The sequence below is a fragment of the Desulfovibrio sp. X2 genome (assembly GCF_000422205.1).
Lineage (GTDB): Bacteria > Desulfobacterota > Desulfovibrionia > Desulfovibrionales > Desulfovibrionaceae > Alkalidesulfovibrio.
Genome location: NZ_ATHV01000065.1, coordinates 169515 through 188049, shown reverse-complemented (window position 1 = coordinate 188049; position 18535 = coordinate 169515). Strand labels below are relative to the sequence as shown.

Below are 18535 nucleotides of genomic sequence, written 5' to 3'. Positions count from 1 at the left end.
AGAAATTGACATGCGTTCGAGGACTGTGGTGCGCAATGACGCATCGTCGTCGAATCACTTCCATGCCGCGAGAGCCTCGGACTCACTTCAGCAATTCGAACGTCAGGGGTGTTCCTTTGGCGATATCAGCGGCCGCGCGACGGCTGAGCACCATGGCCAGATGACGCGGGTGCAGGCCGTATCCCGGGCGAATGGAGCGCACGTTGTCTGGTGTGAACGGCTCGCCGTCCTTGATGTCCGCAACGGCGAAGAGCGAGCGTTTGAAGACCGCTGACGCCCGTTGTTTCGGCGTCTGCTCGTAGCAGACCCGGCCCAGGGCGACTTCGGCCGAGCGGATGTCTCGCACCATCTGGCCGAACTCGTACGGCTCCATGGAGAACTCGCTGTCCGGCCCGCCGTCCGCCCGGGACAGGGTGAAGTGCTTCTCAATGATGCATGCGCCGAGGGCCACGGCGGCGACGGCCACGGCGCTGCCCATGGTGTGGTCCGAAAGTCCGGCCGGGCAGTCGAACGCCTCGGCCATGTGGGGGATGGTGCGCAGGTTGGCCTCCTCCGGAGGGGCTGGGTAGGCCGAGGTGCACTTGAGAAGCGCGACGCCGCCCGAGCCGTTCACGCGCAAGGTCCGCACGGCCTCGTCGATGTCCGCGAGCGTGGCCATGCCCGTGGACAGGATGACCGGCTTGCCGGTGGAGGCGATCTTCTCGAGAAGCGGGATGTCCCCGTTCTCGAAGCTCGCGACCTTGTGGCAGGGGACGCCCATCTCCTCGAGAAAGTCGACTGCCGAGGCGTCGAAGGGGGTGGAGAAGCAGTCCATCCCGAGGTCGTTGGCCAGGGCCTTCAGGCGCGGTTGCCACTCCCAGGGAGTGTAGGCCTCCTGGTAGAGGTCGTGCAGCGTCCTGCCTTCCCACAGTGTCCCCTTGATGCGGAAATACTCGTTGTCGCAGGGGATGGTCAGCGTGTCCGCGGTATAGGTCTGCAGCTTGATCGCATCCGCGCCCGCCTCGGCGGCGGCGCGGACGATCCGCTCCGCGCGCTCGATGTCGTGGTTGTGGTTGGCGCTCATCTCCGCGATCACGTAGCAGGGCCCGCCGCGTCCGATGGTGCGCGGGCCGTGCACGGAAGAAAGTTCGATGGATGCGCTCATGACTCGTCTCCCTCCCTGGTGGTGATGGCCGTGCGAGACCCGTCCGGAGCGCGCTCGAACGCGAAACGGAGCGCGCTCCTCCCCTTGTATTCGCCCGTTCCCTCGGGAGTGAACCCCGCCCCGGCGAAGGCGCGCAGCGAGGCGACGTTCTCGGGCAATATCCAGGCCGTCACTCGCCGCAGTCCGGGCGTGCCGCAAAAGGCCAGGCGGCACGATTCGCGGATGAGAAGCGCGCCGAGCCCCTTGCCGCGCTGCGGAGAAGACAAGGCGACCGAGATGACGGCCGCGTCCTCCCCCGCGCGATCGAAACGAACATATCCCGCGGGACCGTCCGCGTCCTCCGTCTCGGCGACGTAGAACGGCCCCCGTTCCCCGGCCAGTCTGTCGGCGAACCACGCCTCGTGGTCGGAGGGGGCGATGGGATCGGGCGAGAACGACCAGCGGCGCACGCCCGCATCGTTGGCGATGTCGAGGATCGCGCGACTGTCGGATGGACGGGCCGGACGCAGGCGAAAGGTCTTGCGCATGAGCTGGTCGATGACCCGCGCCGCGCCGTCTCCATCGACCAACCGGCGCCCGGCCTCGCTCGCCCCGGCGCGGGCGGCGGCATTCACGATCATGCGGCGGAGCGTCTCGTGATTCAATTCGTCCGCCACGCCGAGCGTGGCCAAGCCCGTGGCGATTCCTACCTGATTTTCTGCCACCACCGTGGTCAGGAAGGGCACGCCGAGGCAGCAGAGTTCCCAGCAGGTGGAGCCCCCGGCGCTCACGGCCAAGTCGGTTTGCAGAAGGAGTCCCGGCATGTCGTTCACGCCGGAGAGTATCTCGAGCCGCGCGGGCGTGTCGGCCAGTGCCGCCCGTATCCGGTCGTGTGCCATGCTTCCGGCAATGACGCGAAGTTCGACACCTCGCAGTTCCTCCTGGGCGAAAAACGGGGCGATGCGCGTGAGATGGCCGGAGAAGTCGCCCCCCCCCAGAGTGAGCAGGAGATTTTCGAGATGTGGTGCCAGATTGCGCTTCCGGGCAGCGTCGCGCGCAAGACGAAACTCCGCGCGCAGCAGCGCATGCCTCGGACCGAGCAGGCGGCAGCCGATCTCTCCCTGGTAGGAGAGGCTTTCAGCGCCGATGTTCTGGTTCAGCAGGATGTCCGCGTGGTATTCGGACAGGTGGGCGTAATCGTCGACGACCAGGAGGTGATAGCCCTCGGCGCGCACAGCGCGGTGGCATTCGGGCGTGAAGTGGTAGCCGTCCAGGATGCACCATGCCGCGCTGCCGTCGGGGTCGCAGGTCGCGATCTGGGCGAGCAGGGCGCCGGGTTTTTCGCGTTCCGGCGCATTTCCCTCGAGTTCATAGAACGCGACACCCTCGCGCGCCAGCCGTTGTCTGAGCCAGGGCACGGTCGTCCGCGTGGCGATGAGGACGTCCAGGCCACGCTCCCTTGCCGCCCGCGCCAGAGCCATGCAGCGCATCACGTGGCCCGTGCCCATGCGCGGCGCAGCATCGGCGCGGATGACTATGTGCCGACGGGGGGGCATCTCCGTTCCGGCTCCGCTCGGCCTCAGTCGAGAAGGCGCGCCACGCGCCCCACGTCCGTCCTGCTCATGCCCGGCCACAGCGGCAGGCTCAGGATTTCGCGATAGGCGGCCTCGGCCGCGGGGCAGAGCCCCTCATGCGTGCCGAGCCGCTCCCGGTAGTAGGGGTGCAGGTGCACGGGAACGTAGTGGACGTTTGCCCCGACACCGTTTCCGCGAAGCCGCTTGAACGCCTCGTCCCGCACGGGATGGCGCACGACGTAGAGGTGGTAGGCGTGCTCCGTGTCCGCGCGACGCGCCAGGGGGCGGGCCGACGAACCGGTCAGGGCCGCGTCGTAGGCCGCCGCGAGCTCTCTGCGCCTCGCAAGCCAGCCGGGCAGCTTGCCGAGTTGCGAGGAGCCGAGCGCGCACTGGATGTCCGTGATGCGGTAATTGAATCCAAGATCGGTCATCTCGTAGAACCAGCCGCCGGCCTTCTCGCGCTGGCGCGCGTCCGTGGTGATGCCGTGGTTGCGAAAGGTCCTCATCCGATGCGCGAGCTCCGCGTCGTCGGTCAGGCACATGCCGCCCTCGCCCGTGGTGACGTGCTTGACCGGATGAAAGCTGAAGACGGTGACGTCGGCCAGGGTGCCCACTTTGCGGCCTTTGTCCGTGCCGCCGATGCTGTGGCAGGCGTCCGCCACTAGGGCCAGCCCGTGGCGGTCTGCCAGGGCCCGCAGGGCGTCCCAGTCACAGGGCTGCCCGGCGTAGTCCACGGCGATGATCGCCCGCGTGCGCGGCGTGATCGCCGCCTCGGCCGCGGCCGGGTCGAGCAGCAGTGTGCCCGCGTCAACGTCCGCGAAGACCGGTGTCGCGCCGCAGTAGAGCACGCAGTTCGCCGAGGCGGCGAAGGTCATGGGGGGGACCACGACCTCGTCGCCCGGTCCGATGCCTAGGGCGTGAACGGCTGCGTGCAGGGCGGCCGTACCGTTGCACACGGCCACGCCGTGATTTGCCCCGGTGAAGGCGCAGACATCTGCCTCGAAGCGCTCCACGTTCGGGCCGGTGGTCAGCCAGTCCGAGCGCAGCACCCGCACCACGGCGGCGATGTCGTCGTCGTCGATGATTTGCCGCCCGTAGGGCAGGAAGGGGGCCTTTTCGTCCTGGGACATGGGGAGTGTCATCCTCTCGGTCGCGCCAATGCGGCCAGCTTCTCGGCGAATTTCCAGTCGTCCTCGGTGTCGATGTCGAGGGCCGTCTCCTGGGGCACCTCCACCAGCGCCGTGTCCGAGCCGATCCGCGTCTCGTGCTCCAGGAAGTGGGCCGTGCGGAACCAGTACATCTGTCCCACGTCGATGAAGCAGGCCGGCATGTCCTGGGAGCGCATCATGAACTTCTCGGGCGGGAAGAGGGGCCGGAGTCCGCCGTCCGCGCGTCGCTCCACCACCTGGTAGATGGGGAAGGGCACGCGTTGCGCGGCGTAGACGTTGGTCACGCCCTTCCGGGACAGGACGCGCAGCCCCTCGCGGACGGTCGCCGCCGAGAGGAGGGGCGCCGTGGGGTAGAGATGGCAGAAGGCCTCGACGGGCCGCTCGGACGAGGCCAAGTGCTCAATGGCCCATTCGAGCGCGTGGCGAGCGGCTTTGTGGGCGTGGGCGAAGTCGTCCGCGAGCGCGGCCGGGCGCAGGAAGGGGGCTTCGGCTCCACACGCCCGTGCCACCTCGGCGATCTCGGCGTCGTCCGTGGAGACGAGGACGTGGTCGAAGACCCCGGATTCGAGGGCAGCCGCGATGGGCCAGGCGATCATGGGGCGGCCGCGGAATTCGCGAATATTCTTGCGCGGGATGCGTTTTGAGCCGCCTCGCGCGGTGATGATGGCGATGCTGCGCATGATCCGTCCTCAGGCGAAGCGCTTGAAACCCGACACTGCAGGCGCCCCCTGCAGGCGCTGTGCGAGGTCTCCCGCGTCACGGGCCTCGGCCAGGCGCGTGAAGGCGGCGTCGCAGGCCGTGAGGTAGCGCTCCACGTCTGCATCGGTGTGGGCCAGCATGAGGTAGCACAGGTTCGAGGCCAGAATGTCCTGCTCGAGCATGCATTGCACGAAGTAGGCCTTGTAGGCCAGGAAGTCCGGCGACTCGAAGGAGAAGTGGGCCATGGCGTCCATGCCGGCGACGTGCATGGAGAAGCCGTGGCGCTCGCCGATCTCGAGCCAGCCCTGCTTGATGCGCTGGCCGTGGCGGATGAACTGCTCGTGGGCCTTCTCTCGGCCGTGCTTGGCGATGGTGGCCAGGGCGGCCGTGGGGCCGACGCGCTCGGTCCAGTTGGTCGAGGAGAGGAAGGTCTTCTGCGCGCTCTGCATGACCTCTTGGCGTCCGATGATGGCGGAGATCGCGTATCCGTTGCCGAGCGCCTTGGAGAAGACGGCCATGTCCGGGGCGACCGGATGCAGCACGAGGTGGGCGCCGCCCGTGCAGTAGCGGAAGCCGGCGGATATCTCGTCGATGATCAGCACCGCGCCGCACTTGTCCGCCAGAGCTCGCACCGCCTCGACGAAGCCCGGCTCCGGCATCTCGGAGCGCAGCGGCTCCATGACCACGGCGGCGAGGGAGCCGCCGTGGCGGGCGACGATGGCCTCGAGCTCCTCAGGGTGGTTGTAGCGGAAGGGCAGGGCGGTGCCGGCGAGGCCGCGCGGCACGCCGGCCGGGGCCAGACCGGGGATGAGGTGTCCGTCGAGCGCCGTGGTCTCGCCGAGGTTGGCGGCCAGGTACCAGTCGCTCCAGCCGTGGTAGCCGCAGAAGGCCACCACGTCCCGCCCGGTGTGGGCCCGGGCCAGGCGTACGGCGATGCTCATGGCCTCGCCGCCGCCGCGCGCGAATCGGGCCATGTCGGCCCAGGGGTGCAGCGAGCAGAGCGTCTCCGCCAACTCCACCTCCTCCGGGCAGTTGAGCGAGGAGGCGACGCCATCGTGAATGGCGCGCACCACGGCGTCGTCGACTTCCTCATCCGCGTAGCCGAGGACGCACGCGCCGATGCCGCCGATGGACATGTCGAGGTACTCGCGTCCGTCCAGGTCCCACACCCGGGCGCCATTGGCCTTGCTGTAGTAGGCGGGCCAGGCGCCGAGGGTGAACATGTCCGGCCGCTTCGAGAGCAGCTGTGTGAGCCCGGGGATGCGCTTTCTGCCGCGCTCCTGCATGGCGAGGGATTTATTGATCACGGTTCACCTTTTCCACAAGGAAGGATTGAGCAACTCCGGAAGCTGAGGCGGCACGATCCCGTCCAGTTCCTCCCAGAGCGCAGGGAGCAGGGTATGCCTTTGGGCCTGGAAATCCAGATTTTCCTGCACCTGCTCCACGGTTTCCGCCCCGAAGAGGATGCCCGCGTCAGGGCACGCGCGTGCCGCCCAGCCGAGGGCCGCGCCGGCCGGAGAGGCGCCGAAACGGGCGCAGGCGGCGCGGAAGGCGGCAAGAGCCGGAGCCAGCGGGTCGAGACAGGCCGGAAGGTCGGCCGGCTCCATGCAGAGCACGCCCTGCAGGAGGGCGGAGCGGATGTGGAGTTCCTTGCCCATCTCGCGGGCAACCCTCATCACTCCTGAGTTCAGGAAGCGACGGTCAAAGAGGCTTGTGGGAATCTGGACGACGGAGAGAAGGGGGTGGCGCAATGCGGAGAGCGCTGCCTCGGGCGTGTAGACCGAGACGCCGAGGCGGGCGGCAAGGCCCTTGTCCCGGATGGCCGAAAGAGCGGCCCCCAGCGCTCCGTCGAGAAGCCTCAGATGCTCCTCGCGGTGCAGCATGAGGCAGGTGAGGGTCGGGACGTCGAGACGCTTGAGTGAGTCGCGCACCGAATTCTCGAGGAATGGCGCATCGTCCTCGGCGAGAGACGGCGAGAGCTTGGAGACGACTTCGACGTTCGTTGCGCTGCAGGCGGCCAAGGCCCGGCCGAGCACTGTCTCGCTCTCGCCGTACCCTTGCGCGGTGTCGAAAAGGACAATGCCGCCCGCGAGCGCGGCGCTCACGATGCGCGTCGCTGCGGCCTGGTCCGGCTGTCCTTGCGTGTTGGCTATGCCGTAGGGCATGCCCAGTTGGACGGTGCCGAGGACGAGGGTCACGGCACGTCGAAGCCCTGGGCCTTGAGCGTCGCGCGCAACTCGTCCACGGAGAGCCAGGAGGAGTTCGTGTCCGAGGAGTACGCGAAGTTTTCCGGCACGGGGATACCGTCCAGCGTGCCCTTGTACTTGAGCACGAGGGAGTCGGGCTTTATGATGTAGTAATCGCCCACGTCCATGGTGTTGCGGGAGTCCTCCGACGTGATCATCATCTCGTGGAGCTTCTCGCCGGGACGAATGCCGACCACCTTGGTGGGCACGCCCGGAGCGATGGCGGCGGCGAGGTCCATGATGTTCATGCTCGGGATCTTGGGGACGAAGATCTCGCCTCCTCCGGAAAGTTCAAAGGCGCGAAGCACCAACTCCACACCCTCTTCCAACGTGATCCAGAAGCGCGTCATGCGGGGATCGGTGACGGGAATCTCGCCTTCGGTCCGCTTTTTGATGAAGAACGGAATGACGCTCCCCCGGCTTCCCATGACATTGCCGTAGCGGACCACGGAGAAGATGGTCTGGCTGCCGGTGTATGCGTTGGCGGCCACGAAGAGCTTGTCCGAACAGAGCTTAGTCGCTCCGTAAAGGTTGATGGGGTTCACGGCCTTGTCCGTGGACAGGGCGACCACGCGGGAAACGCCGACGTCGGCGGCGACGTTGATGATGTTCTCCGCGCCGCTGATGTTGGTGCGGATGCACTCGGTCGGATTGTATTCCGCCGTGGGAACCTGCTTCATGGCGGCGGCGTGGATGACGTAGTCCACCCCCCGGAAGGCACGGTAGAGGCGTTCCTTGTCCCGCACGTCGCCGATGAAGTAGCGCATGCAGGGATGGTCCGTGTCGGAAAAACGCTGCGCCATCTCGAACTGCTTCAGTTCGTCGCGCGAGAAGACGATGAGTCGCTTGGGCGAATGGTCACGCAGGATCACTTCGACGCACTTCTTGCCGAATGACCCGGTTCCGCCGGTGATCAGGACAGATTTTCCGTCAAAAATTCCCATTCTCAGCTCTCTGTTCGAGTCGTGTCGGTGTGCTTGCCAAAATGAAAGAGGTCTGCGCCGTGCCGTGGCGCAAGACATCCATGTGTCGTCGCCTTTCTTCTACTGCGCGTGGTATCAGGAACACTGGGCGGAAGCGTTGTCTAGCGAATCCTCAGCATCCTCGTCAAGGAACGGATGGCGTGGCGAATGATCCATCGTCTCCGCGGCCCCTGTCGACGTGATGAGATCCGTTGCTCCCGCTCCCTCTGGTTCACCGCCCTCGGAGCGTCCATACGGGGGAACCTTCGACTTACCGGGGAGCTACAACTTTCTTGACGGCACGATAGCAGCCGAGGCGGTGCAATACCATGCCTCCATTCAGGCGCTCACGCAACGAAGATATGCCATGCCTATCGTCACGCGGTGCTCGAGGCGCACCGAGCATCCGGAAGTGCGAAACCGGGATCAGGCCTCGCCCGAAGACTCGGCATCTCTGGGCAAAGTTCTCTCCCTGTGGAGTCGGATCGCCTCGAGGATGCGCGCGCAATTCCCGCCGTCTGTCGATCCGAGATAGTCGCGGCAGTATTGCTCATGCTGGCGTGAAAGCAGCGGGAAGTCGTCGAGCGATTTGTGCGGAAGCTCGGTGACGGCATCGCGGATATTCATGGCGTAGCAGACTCCGGGAAAATTGAAGATGCCTTGGGAGTCCGATCGTGGCCAGAAGGACTCGAAGAACGGGACCCTCGCGCGCAATTCCGGGTCCTCGGAGATGTCGAGGCAGATGTGCGGACAGCCGCAGGCCGAGGACTCCAGAACGCTCGTGCTGCAGAAGGACAGCGAGAGGTCGGCGACCGAGAGCACTTCCATGAAATTGGAGGGGTAATGCGATTCGTCACCTATCAAGCGGTGCGCTACCTCGGCGAAGTATCCGGGAACGGGGTCCTTCGTGCGATATTTGATGATCAGCACCGCGTCGTTACGGGCGCAGAACGCGCGTAGAGCCGCCGCGACACGTCGGTCCGTCGTTTGGTCCGGATGGGCCAGGACGCGGCCGAGTCGGCCATGGGCAAGGCCCCACAGGTGTCTTATGAGCTGGTTGTCGTGCTTGTAGCAGAAGTCCCAGGCGGTCCTCGGGTTGCTGGCGTATGGATAGGCCGCCAGGACGACGATCGGTTTGTCCTTCGGCAGGTCGTACTTCTCCAGGATGCGCTCCCTGTCGAAGGAGACCACCTGATCCATCTGTCCCCAACCGACGCAGGCACTGGAGCACGTCAGCATGGCCAGAGTGTCCGAGAAATTGCCGTAGCGACGATCGTGCAGGATACTGGTCAGCGTATCCTGCCAATGCTTGGAGTAGAAGAGGATCAGGTCGGGATTCAGGTTTTCGAAGTCCGGGCGCATGATATCAGGAATGATGTCCATGCCGCACTGCAGATAGCAGAAGGTGCTCGATGCCGGGACATGCTTCCTGAGACCGTAGGGCAGCGGGGCTATGTCCACGATCGCGGTTCCGGGACTGCTCTCCAGGATGTCGCGCAGGGTTGCCTTGTCACAGTAGGGGCGGTAGGCGAACTGCCCGCCGGTGATGGGGACGCTCTCCCTGGACAGGGGGGGGTTGCCCTTGAGGATTTGGGCATCTCTGGTTTCGTTGACCCAGAGCTCGACCTCATGGTCGTGCAGCGCTGCATCGATGAGGGGGCCGAGAGGACGGAAATAGTTCGCCCTGCCTATATGAAACGCGATCTTCACCTGGGCTTCCTGCTGTTCTTGAGATGACTCGCCGGCTTGGCGTTCGGCCATGCGTTCGTGATCGTACCGCCGTTGCCGCGCATCACGCTGTGTGTGATCGATTCGCCTGCATCACCCGCGGCGCAGAAGGGCGTTCTCCGCGGCCTGCCGTTCCATGTACGCCCGCGCGAGGCCGATCCAGCGCCGCTTCTCGGTCAGCCCACGCAAACGGCGGTAGACTTTGGAGGCCATGGGAAGAAAGGTCTGCCAGCGCCCGAAGTACTTGCAGGACCCGAAGGTCGCTCCGCGGCCGAAATGGCTGACCACGAGCTCGGAGCCGTTGTAATATTCGTCGCAGATGACCGGCGCGAAGTGTCCTTCCTTGTAGCACCGCGTGGATCGCAGCTCGAAGACGGCGCCCTCGTATCCCCGCGCGAGGAAGGCCTCCCGGATCTCCCAGCCGGTGTCCTTGCCCAAAGCCTCGGCGCCCTCGACGGGCAGGAAGCTGCATCCAAGCTCACGGATGGCGTGCGCGTCGTACATGCAGGCGAACATCAGCGGAAAATCCCTCGGCTTGCGACCCTGGGGATGCGCTGTCGGAGGCGTGCCGACAGCCCTCACCCGATCGGTCATGGCGTTCATCAGCATGACGTCCCAGTGGTTGCACAGGAAGACAGCGTCCGAATCTATGACGGTCACGTAAGGCGTCTGGACGTACTGAAAGGCGTAGTCGAGGGCCTTGCCGTGGGAGAGGCTCGGCGTGTCCTTCTGCTGCCTGGGGAGGACAGTGACGTTGTCGTGGGACGCTGCGGCTCGCATCAGGCGCGCCAGATCGGAGGTGCACGATCCGTTGTCCACGATTACGAAGCGTGTGGGGTGGGCGCACAGGCTGGCAGCGCTGAAGAGAATCAGCTCCACGAAATCGGCGGTGTTGTAGTTCACCGTGACGACGGTGTTCAGGGCTTCTTTCATGCCGAGGGAAAAATCCACTGGGGTTTGTCGTGCTCAAAGCGCGACCGGTCGAGTGTCCGGTCCGGAAAAATCGCCGCGCCGCCATCCTGAACGGGAGGCCCCGTCGAGGCGGCGTGTTCGCCGTCGAAGCAGGCTATACATACGGATCTGGCCGCAGGGATGCAAGAGTCGTGACCGGCGGTTCGTCAGCTCCACGGCCAGGGCGCATTGCGTGTTCACGAGGGCGCGTCTGTCGGTTTTATTGCGCTCGCAGACATGCGGCTTGTCTTTCCGGCCAGGGCGAGCCCGCGGATGAAGGGGCGGACGAGGCATCTGCGGATCATCGGATTGTGGAGGATCCGGCTCAGGCGCTTGCCGGGCAGATATTCGGCGGAGGAGACCATGTCGCGGTCGAAGGCATGATGGACGGTGCGGATGTCTTTGAATCCGGCCTTGCGCAGCATCGTCGAAAGGGTGCGCGGCGAGAAGTGGACCAGATGCTGCGGGACCTGCAGCGTGTATGCATGGCGGCCGTAGAGCCTGGCCTCGAGCCCCGTGATGTCCGGCACCGAGAGGAGGAGGCGTCCTCCGGGGCGCAGCAGGGTCGCGACACGACGCAGGGTCGCCAGGGGATCGTGCATGTGCTCGAGGACCATCCCCATACGGACGACGTCGAAGGTCCCTTCCTCCAGGTCGACGGAATCGAGGAAACCTTGCTGCAACCTGTCCAGTCCGAGCTGTGAACGTCCATGCTCGACGGCCGCCGGATTGAGTTCGACGCCGTGCACCTCCCATCCCAGATCGCGCATCTGCGCCATGTAGCATCCCCAGGACGCGCCGATGTCCAGAAGCTTTCCACCCGGAATGAAGGGGGGGATGTGTTGGCGGAATATCTGTCTGCGAAACAGCACCCACATTGCCGCGAGCAGGGGGGCGGAAATGTCTGTCGCATGCGGCGGCAGAGGGTATCCCAGATGACGGTGCAGGAGCTGGCTCCTCATCCGGTCCATGCCCCCCGTGCTCGACTGCTGACGTACAGGGATGTAATATCCCGCGCTGTCTGGATAGAAAAAAGAGATCGACGTAGCGGTGGGCCGTGGATTCGTGTAAACTAGTCCGCATTCGTCACAGCGCACGACGTTGAATTTTTCTTTCGTGCCGTTGTAGAGTTCTTCAGCGTCTTGTATGTACAAGGAATGTTGCGTGCTTCCACACAGCAGGCAAGGAACAGTCTCCAAGGTATATCTTGTCATTGCTTTTCTGCGACCACTCGCTGCTGCTTTGCCGGATTCCATGCGAAAGGGGAGTCCAGAGTCGTAAATGTGGCCACAGATACACGCTCCCAGTTCGCCCGTCCAGGCTTGAATGCGCGCCACGATGCTGATTCCCTCGCCACGGCACCGTGCGGAAGCTGCCTTGTGGGGCGCAATCTCTCCTGCCCCGCGCTGTCCGGACGCTCCCTGTCCGGCGATACGTCGCGGAGGTGGTGGTCGTCCGTTCGCTCGTTGACGTCGGCGTCGAAGATGCGGCAAGAGAACCCAGCGTCCTGCTGCACTAACGAAAATGGATATCCCATGTCGATGGCCATGAGCATTCTGCGTCCCCCGGGCGCCGACAGGAGCGTCGCCAGGCGTCCGTATCGTCTGGCCCCGTGCCCTCCTGACTTCTCCCTCCGTGGGCCCGGCAGTCGCGCGCCTCGCGTGGAGCCGGACGTCCTGCTCTCGAGGCACAGGGGGCGGCGCAACCAGGAATGGCTTCTCGACTGGCCGCCGGAGGGAGCCAAGGGCCTGGACATCGGCTGCTGCAACGGCGCGCCGCCGCGTCTGCTCCTTCGCGCGCCCATGATCGGCCGCGGATTGCCCGCCCTGTATAAGGAGAAGATCGGCGTGGAACGGCGGCTCGATCCGACGCACTTCGTGGAATACACCCGGGCCGGGCTTGAGGAAGAGCTTGCCGCCGCCGGTTTCGCCTTCGTGCGCGGACCCGAGGTCCGCCTCGGCGAACTCGCCGAGATCGCGCCTCTTGCGGGGACCTCGGGAGAGAGCGCATGAGGCTCGCCCTGTTCTTCACCCGGGGCGTCTCGCTGGCGGCCTGGGTCGAGGGCGGACTCCTCGGCCGCGAAAAGCTGCTCTACGGGGAGCTGCTCAAACGCGGAATTTGCGACGAGATCGTCTGGGTGACGTATGGCGACAAGGACGAGGAGCTCGCCGCGCGCCTGCACGCTTCGGGCGAGCTCCCCCTCGGGATACGCGTACTCGGCATGCCTCGCCTCCTCGCCTCCTACCCCGGGCGCATGCTCTGGTCCCTTGTCGCGCCCCTTGTGCATTGGCGCGATCTGCGCCGCGCCGACATCCTCAAGACCAACCAGATGGACGGCGCGTGGACCGCGCTCGTGGGCAAGGCTCTCCTGCGCCGCCCCCTTCTCGTGCGCACCGGCTTCACGCTTTCGCAGTTCGAGGCGAACGGAGGCAAGGCCAGCCAGCTGCGCATCCGCCTTTTCCGCTGTATCGAGCGTCTCTGCTACCGTTTCGCCGATGCCGCGACAGTGGCCAGCCAGCACGACCGACGCTACCTGGAGACGGTCCTGGGTGCCCGGAATGTGGATGTGGTGCCGAACTTCATCGACGTCTCGCTCTTCCGCCCCCTGGGGGGGCCCCGCCAGGACGACCGCATGGTCTTCATCGGCCGTCTGCACCCGCAGAAGAACTTGCCCGCGCTCGTTGCCTGCGCCGCGCAGGCAGGCATGGGGCTCGATCTTTACGGCGTCGGCCCGGAGGAAGCGAGTCTGCGTGACCTCTCGGCGCGGTTGGCGGCGGATGTCCGTTTCCTGGGCACTGTCCCGAATGCCGAATTGCCCGGGGTTCTCAACCGCTACCGAATATTCGCGCTTCCTTCCCTGTTCGAGGGCATGCCCAAGGCCCTTCTCGAGGCCATGGCCTGCGGATGCGCCTGTCTAGGCACGAATGTCCCCGGGATTTCCGAGGTCATCCGCGACGGCGAGAACGGCGTGCTTGCGCGGGATACCTCTGCCGAGGCGCTGGCGGAAGGTCTGCGCCGTCTGCGTTCGGAATCCGATTTGAAGGAATTGGGGCTCAACGCAACAAATGATATGGTAAACAACTATTCATTGAGCGCAGTGATCAGGAAAGAGACAGATTTATATGCTCGGCTTCTTGGGAAAGGGGAGCAAGCTCGAGATGCCAAGGCAAGCAAATAGTGCTCCTCTCTAGATATTAATGTAACTTTTTATAGATGGCGACGAGTAACGTTAATTTTTTAAATATTATAAAAATTGAATAGTTAATTACTGGGGATAATCTTGTAAAGAAAGATATTCCAAAAGGAATCTGGGTCGTTAAATTGATGTAAAAAGACTAAATTTTTGTTTTGCGCGACATATATTGGAGTTGCTGAAATAATATAGCGACAACCCATGTTGTAAAGTACTGAATAGTTTAGATCGAGATGAATAGTTTTTTCTTGTGCATATCTCGGCGTTATTGTTTCATCGTAGATTTCAGAAGAAAAAATATAGACCCTGGAACCCCAGTCGTCAAAGTAAGCCGCTGCCCGTGCTGATTTGTCTAGCTCGGGGGAAATTATTCTGCGAAATCGATGTTTGTATGACAACGGATAGTTGGGAAAATAACCATCGAGAGTATAGAATCCATTATACGAGGCGACCGATGGGAATATGCCCACACTGACAACGCGGTATTCCGACTGTGGCAGGGCAATGAAGGAGCGAATTTTTGAAAATTGTTTTTCAGCAAAAAATTCCTTGAATGTTGGGGTGCTGGTGTTTCTGAATTCTTCATGATGCCTAAAATTGATCAACAATTGAGCTGTAATAACAATAAAAATAAGAAAATGTGTTCTCTTGTTCGTCCTTGAAATTATAGACAATGCAATTGCAAATGCGATGAACCAGAACGCGCCATAGAGCCAATAAAATCGGAGTTGAAGGGGAAACTTGGAAAAGAATGCGATGCAAGTATGCGCAATCGGTTTCCAGGTGAGAAGTCCTTCAAGGAGAGTTGTAGCGGCAATGTAGCCAAGTAATTTTGTTAAAATTGCAATTAACTTTTGGGATCTTTTTCTTAAAAAATATGCTGCTATAATGGTAGGAACTACAATAGTACCTTGCAATGTCGGTAAATTGTTATTTCCAATAATGAAAGATCGCGCGGAATAATAAACAACTCTGAGGAGCGATTTCTCCGTCGGCAATACAAATTCAGTTCTATGGGAAATGAAGGCATGTTTCTCAAAAAGTTGAAGCAGCGTCCTATATTCACAGACGAGCGATATCCCCGTATAAAGAAAAATCGAAAATAAGAATTTCCATTTAACCCGGCGTGTTTCAATGAGATCGAACACAAAAAGAACGCCCATTGTCAGAATGAAGAAAAAACCCATTAAGACAAATGAAGCGAGGAAGGGAGTCAGTCCCACGATAAGCCAATCTCTGTATGACCCTTCATCAGATCGTATATTGAGGATTACATATATGAGAAGCGGTACTGTGGAACTGGAAATATCACAGAAAAAAAGGGGCAGAGTCGCAAAGCTGGCGGCCACCCCGATGGATATCCATTCTTGATCTTGATCGTCCAAAATGTGGCGAGTGAGGAGGCAGTACATGCCGAGGAATGCTATGGAGACTGCAATGGTTTTATTGATAGCGATTGCGTAATACGGACTTGCTATTTCAAATAGCAATGTAGGTATGAAAAGTTCAGAGGGAAAACAGCTTCTCGGGATGCCATTAAAAAATTGTTCAACCCGCACGCTATTGCTAGCGAAAAGTTTTCCCGATGCCACGAGGGTAGGGAGATTGAGAAAGTCCAGTCCGTCCCACATCGTGATGCGGGTGTTTTCCCCAAGTATATAGTATATTGCTATGTAGCCAGCAGCGAAAAAAAGAAATACGAACTTGTAAAAGTTCCTAGGATCCTTCATGCGGTAGGAATTCAGCTGCGAGTTACAGTTCTGTTTCATTGCTGTTTTTTTGTATGGCAAGAGAATAGGGCCTTAGATAGAAATTGATGATTCATTAGCGAATTATGTCGATCTTTTTTGAAATGTGCTGACTGCTTTTGAGAGCACAGCGATGACTTTATCTTGATGTTTTTCTGTCAAGCCGACCCAAAGCGGAAGTCGAATAAGCCGTTGTGCTATAGCGTCCGTCACGTGCATGTCGCCGTGGACCCTGCCGTAGCGCGTTCCTGCCGGCGAGGAATGGAGCGGCACGTAGTGGAAGACGGAATGCACGTTGTTCCGCTTCAGGGTGTCGAGCACTGTCTGGCGGTCGATGCCCGGTGCGAGGAGCACGTAGTACATGTGCGCGTTGTGCAGGCATTCTGGAGGGACGATGGGGCGGCGCAGCAAACCCTTCTCCTCCAGGGACGCGAGCGCTGCGTGGTAGTAATCCCAGCTCGCCATGCGGTGTGCGGTGATCGGCTCCGCCTCCTCGAGCTGCGCCCAGAGGAAGGCCGCGATCAACTCTCCGGGGAGGAAGGATGAGCCCACCTCCTGCCAGGTGTATTTGTCCACCTCGCCCCGGAAGAAGCGGCTGCGGTCCGTGCCTTTCTCGCGGATGATCTCCGCGCGCAGCGACAGTTCGGGATCGTTGACCAGGAGCGCGCCCCCCTCGCCGGAAATGACGTTCTTGGTTTCATGGAAGCTGTACGCGCCGAGATCGCCTATGCTGCCGAGGGCGCGACCCTTGTAGGTGGCCATCACTCCCTGGGCCGCGTCCTCCACGACCTTGATGCCATGGCGTCGAGCGATGTCGATGATCGTGTCCATCTCGCAGCCCACGCCGGCATAATGCACGGGAGCTATTGCCCTGGTGCGCGGCGTGATGGCGTCTTCGATCAGCCGCTCGTCCATGTTCAGGGTGTCCTGGCGGATGTCCAAGAAGACCGGCACCCCGCCCCGCAGCGCGAAGGCGTTGGCCGTGGAGACGAATGTGTAGGAGGGCAGGATGACCTCGTCGCCTGGCCGTATGTCCAGCAACATCGCCGCCATGTCCAGGGCAGCAGTGCAGGAGTGGGTCAGCAGGGCCTTGCCGCTGCCGCTTCGCTGCTCGAGCCACTTGTGGCAACGTTTTGTGTACGGTCCATCGCCTGCGAGCATGTGGCCGAAGTTCGCCTGAGCGATGTAGTAGAGCTCTCGGCCTGTCATGTAGGGCCGGTTGAACGGAATCACTTCATCGTTGCACATTGCTGCCCCTCGGAGAAAGAAGCGCACGGCGTGCCGTGGCCTGCCAGTTATTTGGTGATCACCACGGCCTGCTGGATGCCGAAACCACCTCCGGAATACTGTCTTTCTATCTCGAAGAATATCTTGTTGATGGGATTCGTGAATCCTTCATACTGCGAAGGGTCCGTGACGAGCTCACGCAGGAATCGAGATCCGAGATAATAGATGGACGAGAAATCCTCGAACTCGAAAGAGGCCCCGAGATCATCCAGAAATTTTTCGACATTCGATTTTTTGAGATACCTGTTGAAATCGTGCTCAACAAGGGGAGGCAGGCTCTTTAGCTGGCGCATCGCATTCAGCAGGCAGAGCGGCTCCCAGAAGCCCTCGGAAAGCACCAGCTTTCCTCCCGGACGCAGGATACGCAGGCATTCCCGGATTCCCTTCTTCTGTTCTTCCCAGGTCGGCAGATTGATAAGGACTCGCGTCGTGTATGCGACGTCGAACCGTCCGTCCTCGAAGCAAAGATCGCGTACGTCCCCGACCTGGAAGGAGACGTTCTCCGTGGATGCACGAGTGGCCAGCACGCCACGTGCGGCATCGATCATGTTCTGGGCGAAATCCACGCCGACAATGGCAGCAGGCTTCCGCTCGTCTAACTGGCGGAACGTGGAGTAGCCATTCGCGCAGCCCACGTCGATCACCGTGTCGCCGGGTTTGATATGCGCGCCGATGGTCTCGATCTCGAGGTCGATCATCCAGTTGTCGCCCCATGACGCCCAGTGCGACGCGCCGTGGGATTTCCCCTGGGATTCCCAGTAGTCCTTGATATGTTCGCTCATCTTCTTTCCTTTTCCTCCCAGATGGCCGCATCGGAGCGGCGGCCGTTCAGCGGTCCGTGGACAGGTGCTCGCGGACGACATACGGCGGACGCTCCATGGTCCTGAAGTGCATCCGTGCAAGGTATTCGCCGATGATTGCCCAAGGCAAGGAGCTGTGCGCCCGAGAAGACGGCGATGATCGAGGCCAGGAAGGCGAAACCCGGAACTGTGCTTCCCTGTACCAGCCAGCGGAGCAGAACGTATGCGAGGACCGTCAGGCCGAACAGGGAGCAGGCGAAGCCCATGATGCTCGCCATGTGCAAGGGCCTCGTCGTGAAGCCGGTCATCATGTTCAGCGCGTGGCGCACGAGTTTGCGGGGCGTGTAGCCGGACTCGCCGAACCTGCGCGGCTCGTGGCGCACCCGGACGGCGGAGAAGCGGGTCGTGGCCCAGGTCAGGAGAACGTCGATGTTCACCGTCGGGCTGCAGTAGTCGGCGAACGCGGCGCGCAGCTCGGTCCTGAAGACGCGCAGCGCGCTCACCTGGCGGGCGTTGGCCGCGCCCATGGCGCCCTCCAGGGCGAGCTTGGTGATCTGCGACGCGAGGTCGCGAAGCAGCCCGTGCTGCTCCTGTGCGGGAGGGCCGTAGACCACGTCGTACCCCTCGGCCAACCGTGCCAGCAGCTTGGGCAGCTCTTCAGGCGGATGCTGCAGGTCGTCGTCCAGGGTCACGATGATTTCTCCTCGGGCCGCGCGGATGCCGCACAGAAGCGCGTTGTGCTGGCCGTAATTGCGGCTCATGCGGAATCCCTGGACCCGCCCGTCCGAAGCGGCCAGCCGCTCGATCACGTCCCAGGAGTCATCGCCTCCGCAGTCCTCCACGAAAATGATCTCGAAGCGCTCCCCGCGCTCCTCGAAGACCCTGGCGAGACGCTGGTGCAAATGGGGGAGGCTCTCGGCCGAGCGATAGACGGGGATGACGACGGAGAGCGCAGGCCCCTTCGTTTCGGGCGCTCCGTTGCTTCCGTCCGCGTCAGGGGCGCGGTCTTCGGGAAGGCGATCATGGCAGCTTTTCATGTGACAGCTCTTCCTTTG

Annotated in this window: 17 protein-coding genes; 2 read left to right on the top strand and 15 right to left on the bottom strand. The window is 62.2% G+C overall.

Features of this window, described 5'->3' with window-relative positions; all coding sequences use genetic code 11:
* Positions 1-82 precede the first annotated feature (82 nt).
* The 11 genes from pseI to DSX2_RS18655 all read right to left on the bottom strand — a co-directional run bounded on the left by pseI (position 83) and on the right by DSX2_RS18655 (position 12001).
* Positions 83-1144, bottom strand: a complete 1062-nt coding sequence (gene pseI / locus DSX2_RS16485; RefSeq protein WP_020882134.1) for a pseudaminic acid synthase — start codon at positions 1142-1144, stop codon at positions 83-85.
* A complete protein-coding gene (gene pseG, locus DSX2_RS16480; protein ID WP_020882133.1) occupies positions 1141-2679 on the bottom strand; it encodes a UDP-2,4-diacetamido-2,4,6-trideoxy-beta-L-altropyranose hydrolase in 1539 nt (512 codons plus the stop codon). The genes pseI and pseG overlap by 4 nt, the downstream gene beginning before the upstream one ends.
* A 23-nt stretch (positions 2680-2702) precedes the next feature.
* Complete coding sequence (gene pseC / locus DSX2_RS16475) at positions 2703-3827, bottom strand: UDP-4-amino-4,6-dideoxy-N-acetyl-beta-L-altrosamine transaminase (RefSeq protein ID WP_020882132.1); 1125 nt, start codon at positions 3825-3827, stop codon at positions 2703-2705.
* An 8-nt stretch (positions 3828-3835) separates the two neighbouring features.
* Positions 3836-4546 (bottom strand): pseudaminic acid cytidylyltransferase, encoded by a 711-nt coding sequence (gene pseF, locus DSX2_RS16470; RefSeq protein WP_020882131.1) that lies wholly within the window; start codon positions 4544-4546, stop codon positions 3836-3838.
* A gap of 9 nt (positions 4547-4555) precedes the next feature.
* Complete coding sequence (locus DSX2_RS16465; RefSeq protein ID WP_020882130.1) at positions 4556-5872, bottom strand: aminotransferase class III-fold pyridoxal phosphate-dependent enzyme; 1317 nt, start codon at positions 5870-5872, stop codon at positions 4556-4558.
* 3 nt (positions 5873-5875) lie between these two features.
* Positions 5876-6763, bottom strand: a complete 888-nt coding sequence (locus DSX2_RS16460; protein ID WP_020882129.1) for an aldo/keto reductase — start codon at positions 6761-6763, stop codon at positions 5876-5878.
* Positions 6760-7749, bottom strand: a complete 990-nt coding sequence (pseB, locus tag DSX2_RS16455) for a UDP-N-acetylglucosamine 4,6-dehydratase (inverting) (protein WP_035043252.1) — start codon at positions 7747-7749, stop codon at positions 6760-6762. Before pseB ends, DSX2_RS16460 begins: the two co-directional genes overlap by 4 nt.
* A gap of 450 nt (positions 7750-8199) precedes the next feature.
* A complete protein-coding gene (locus DSX2_RS16450) occupies positions 8200-9534 on the bottom strand; it encodes a hypothetical protein (RefSeq protein WP_152512997.1) in 1335 nt (444 codons plus the stop codon).
* Between the two features lie 60 nt (positions 9535-9594).
* Positions 9595-10434, bottom strand: coding sequence for a glycosyltransferase family A protein (locus DSX2_RS16445; protein ID WP_020882126.1), 840 nt, complete (start codon positions 10432-10434; stop codon positions 9595-9597).
* 215 nt (positions 10435-10649) lie between these two features.
* Complete coding sequence (locus tag DSX2_RS16440) at positions 10650-11606, bottom strand: bifunctional 2-polyprenyl-6-hydroxyphenol methylase/3-demethylubiquinol 3-O-methyltransferase UbiG (protein WP_172640037.1); 957 nt, start codon at positions 11604-11606, stop codon at positions 10650-10652.
* 56 nt (positions 11607-11662) lie between these two features.
* Positions 11663-12001, bottom strand: a complete 339-nt coding sequence (locus DSX2_RS18655; protein WP_172640036.1) for a hypothetical protein — start codon at positions 11999-12001, stop codon at positions 11663-11665.
* A gap of 112 nt (positions 12002-12113) precedes the next feature.
* Between DSX2_RS18655 and DSX2_RS16435 the strand changes: the two genes are divergently transcribed.
* Together DSX2_RS16435 and DSX2_RS17810 are read left to right on the top strand one after the other, a co-directional pair.
* Positions 12114-12464: a hypothetical protein gene (locus DSX2_RS16435; protein WP_035043109.1), complete on the top strand. Its 351-nt coding sequence runs from the start codon at positions 12114-12116 to the stop codon at positions 12462-12464.
* Positions 12461-13630 (top strand): glycosyltransferase family 4 protein, encoded by a 1170-nt coding sequence (locus tag DSX2_RS17810; protein ID WP_020882123.1) that lies wholly within the window; start codon positions 12461-12463, stop codon positions 13628-13630. The genes DSX2_RS16435 and DSX2_RS17810 overlap by 4 nt, the downstream gene beginning before the upstream one ends.
* Before the next feature lie 83 nt (positions 13631-13713).
* On the opposite strand, the gene DSX2_RS18440 is transcribed toward DSX2_RS17810, so the two are convergent.
* The 4 genes from DSX2_RS18440 to DSX2_RS16415 all read right to left on the bottom strand — a co-directional run bounded on the left by DSX2_RS18440 (position 13714) and on the right by DSX2_RS16415 (position 18517).
* Entirely contained in the window at positions 13714-15375 is a 1662-nt protein-coding gene (locus tag DSX2_RS18440; RefSeq protein ID WP_020882122.1) for a DUF6044 family protein, read from the bottom strand.
* 102 nt (positions 15376-15477) lie between these two features.
* Entirely contained in the window at positions 15478-16641 is a 1164-nt protein-coding gene (gene rffA, locus DSX2_RS16425) for a dTDP-4-amino-4,6-dideoxygalactose transaminase (RefSeq protein WP_020882121.1), read from the bottom strand.
* A gap of 47 nt (positions 16642-16688) precedes the next feature.
* A complete protein-coding gene (locus DSX2_RS16420) occupies positions 16689-17462 on the bottom strand; it encodes a class I SAM-dependent methyltransferase (protein ID WP_020882120.1) in 774 nt (257 codons plus the stop codon).
* Positions 17459-18517: a glycosyltransferase family 2 protein gene (locus tag DSX2_RS16415; RefSeq protein WP_201764423.1), complete on the bottom strand. Its 1059-nt coding sequence runs from the start codon at positions 18515-18517 to the stop codon at positions 17459-17461. The genes DSX2_RS16420 and DSX2_RS16415 overlap by 4 nt, the downstream gene beginning before the upstream one ends.
* Between the last annotated feature and the right edge of the window lie 18 nt (positions 18518-18535).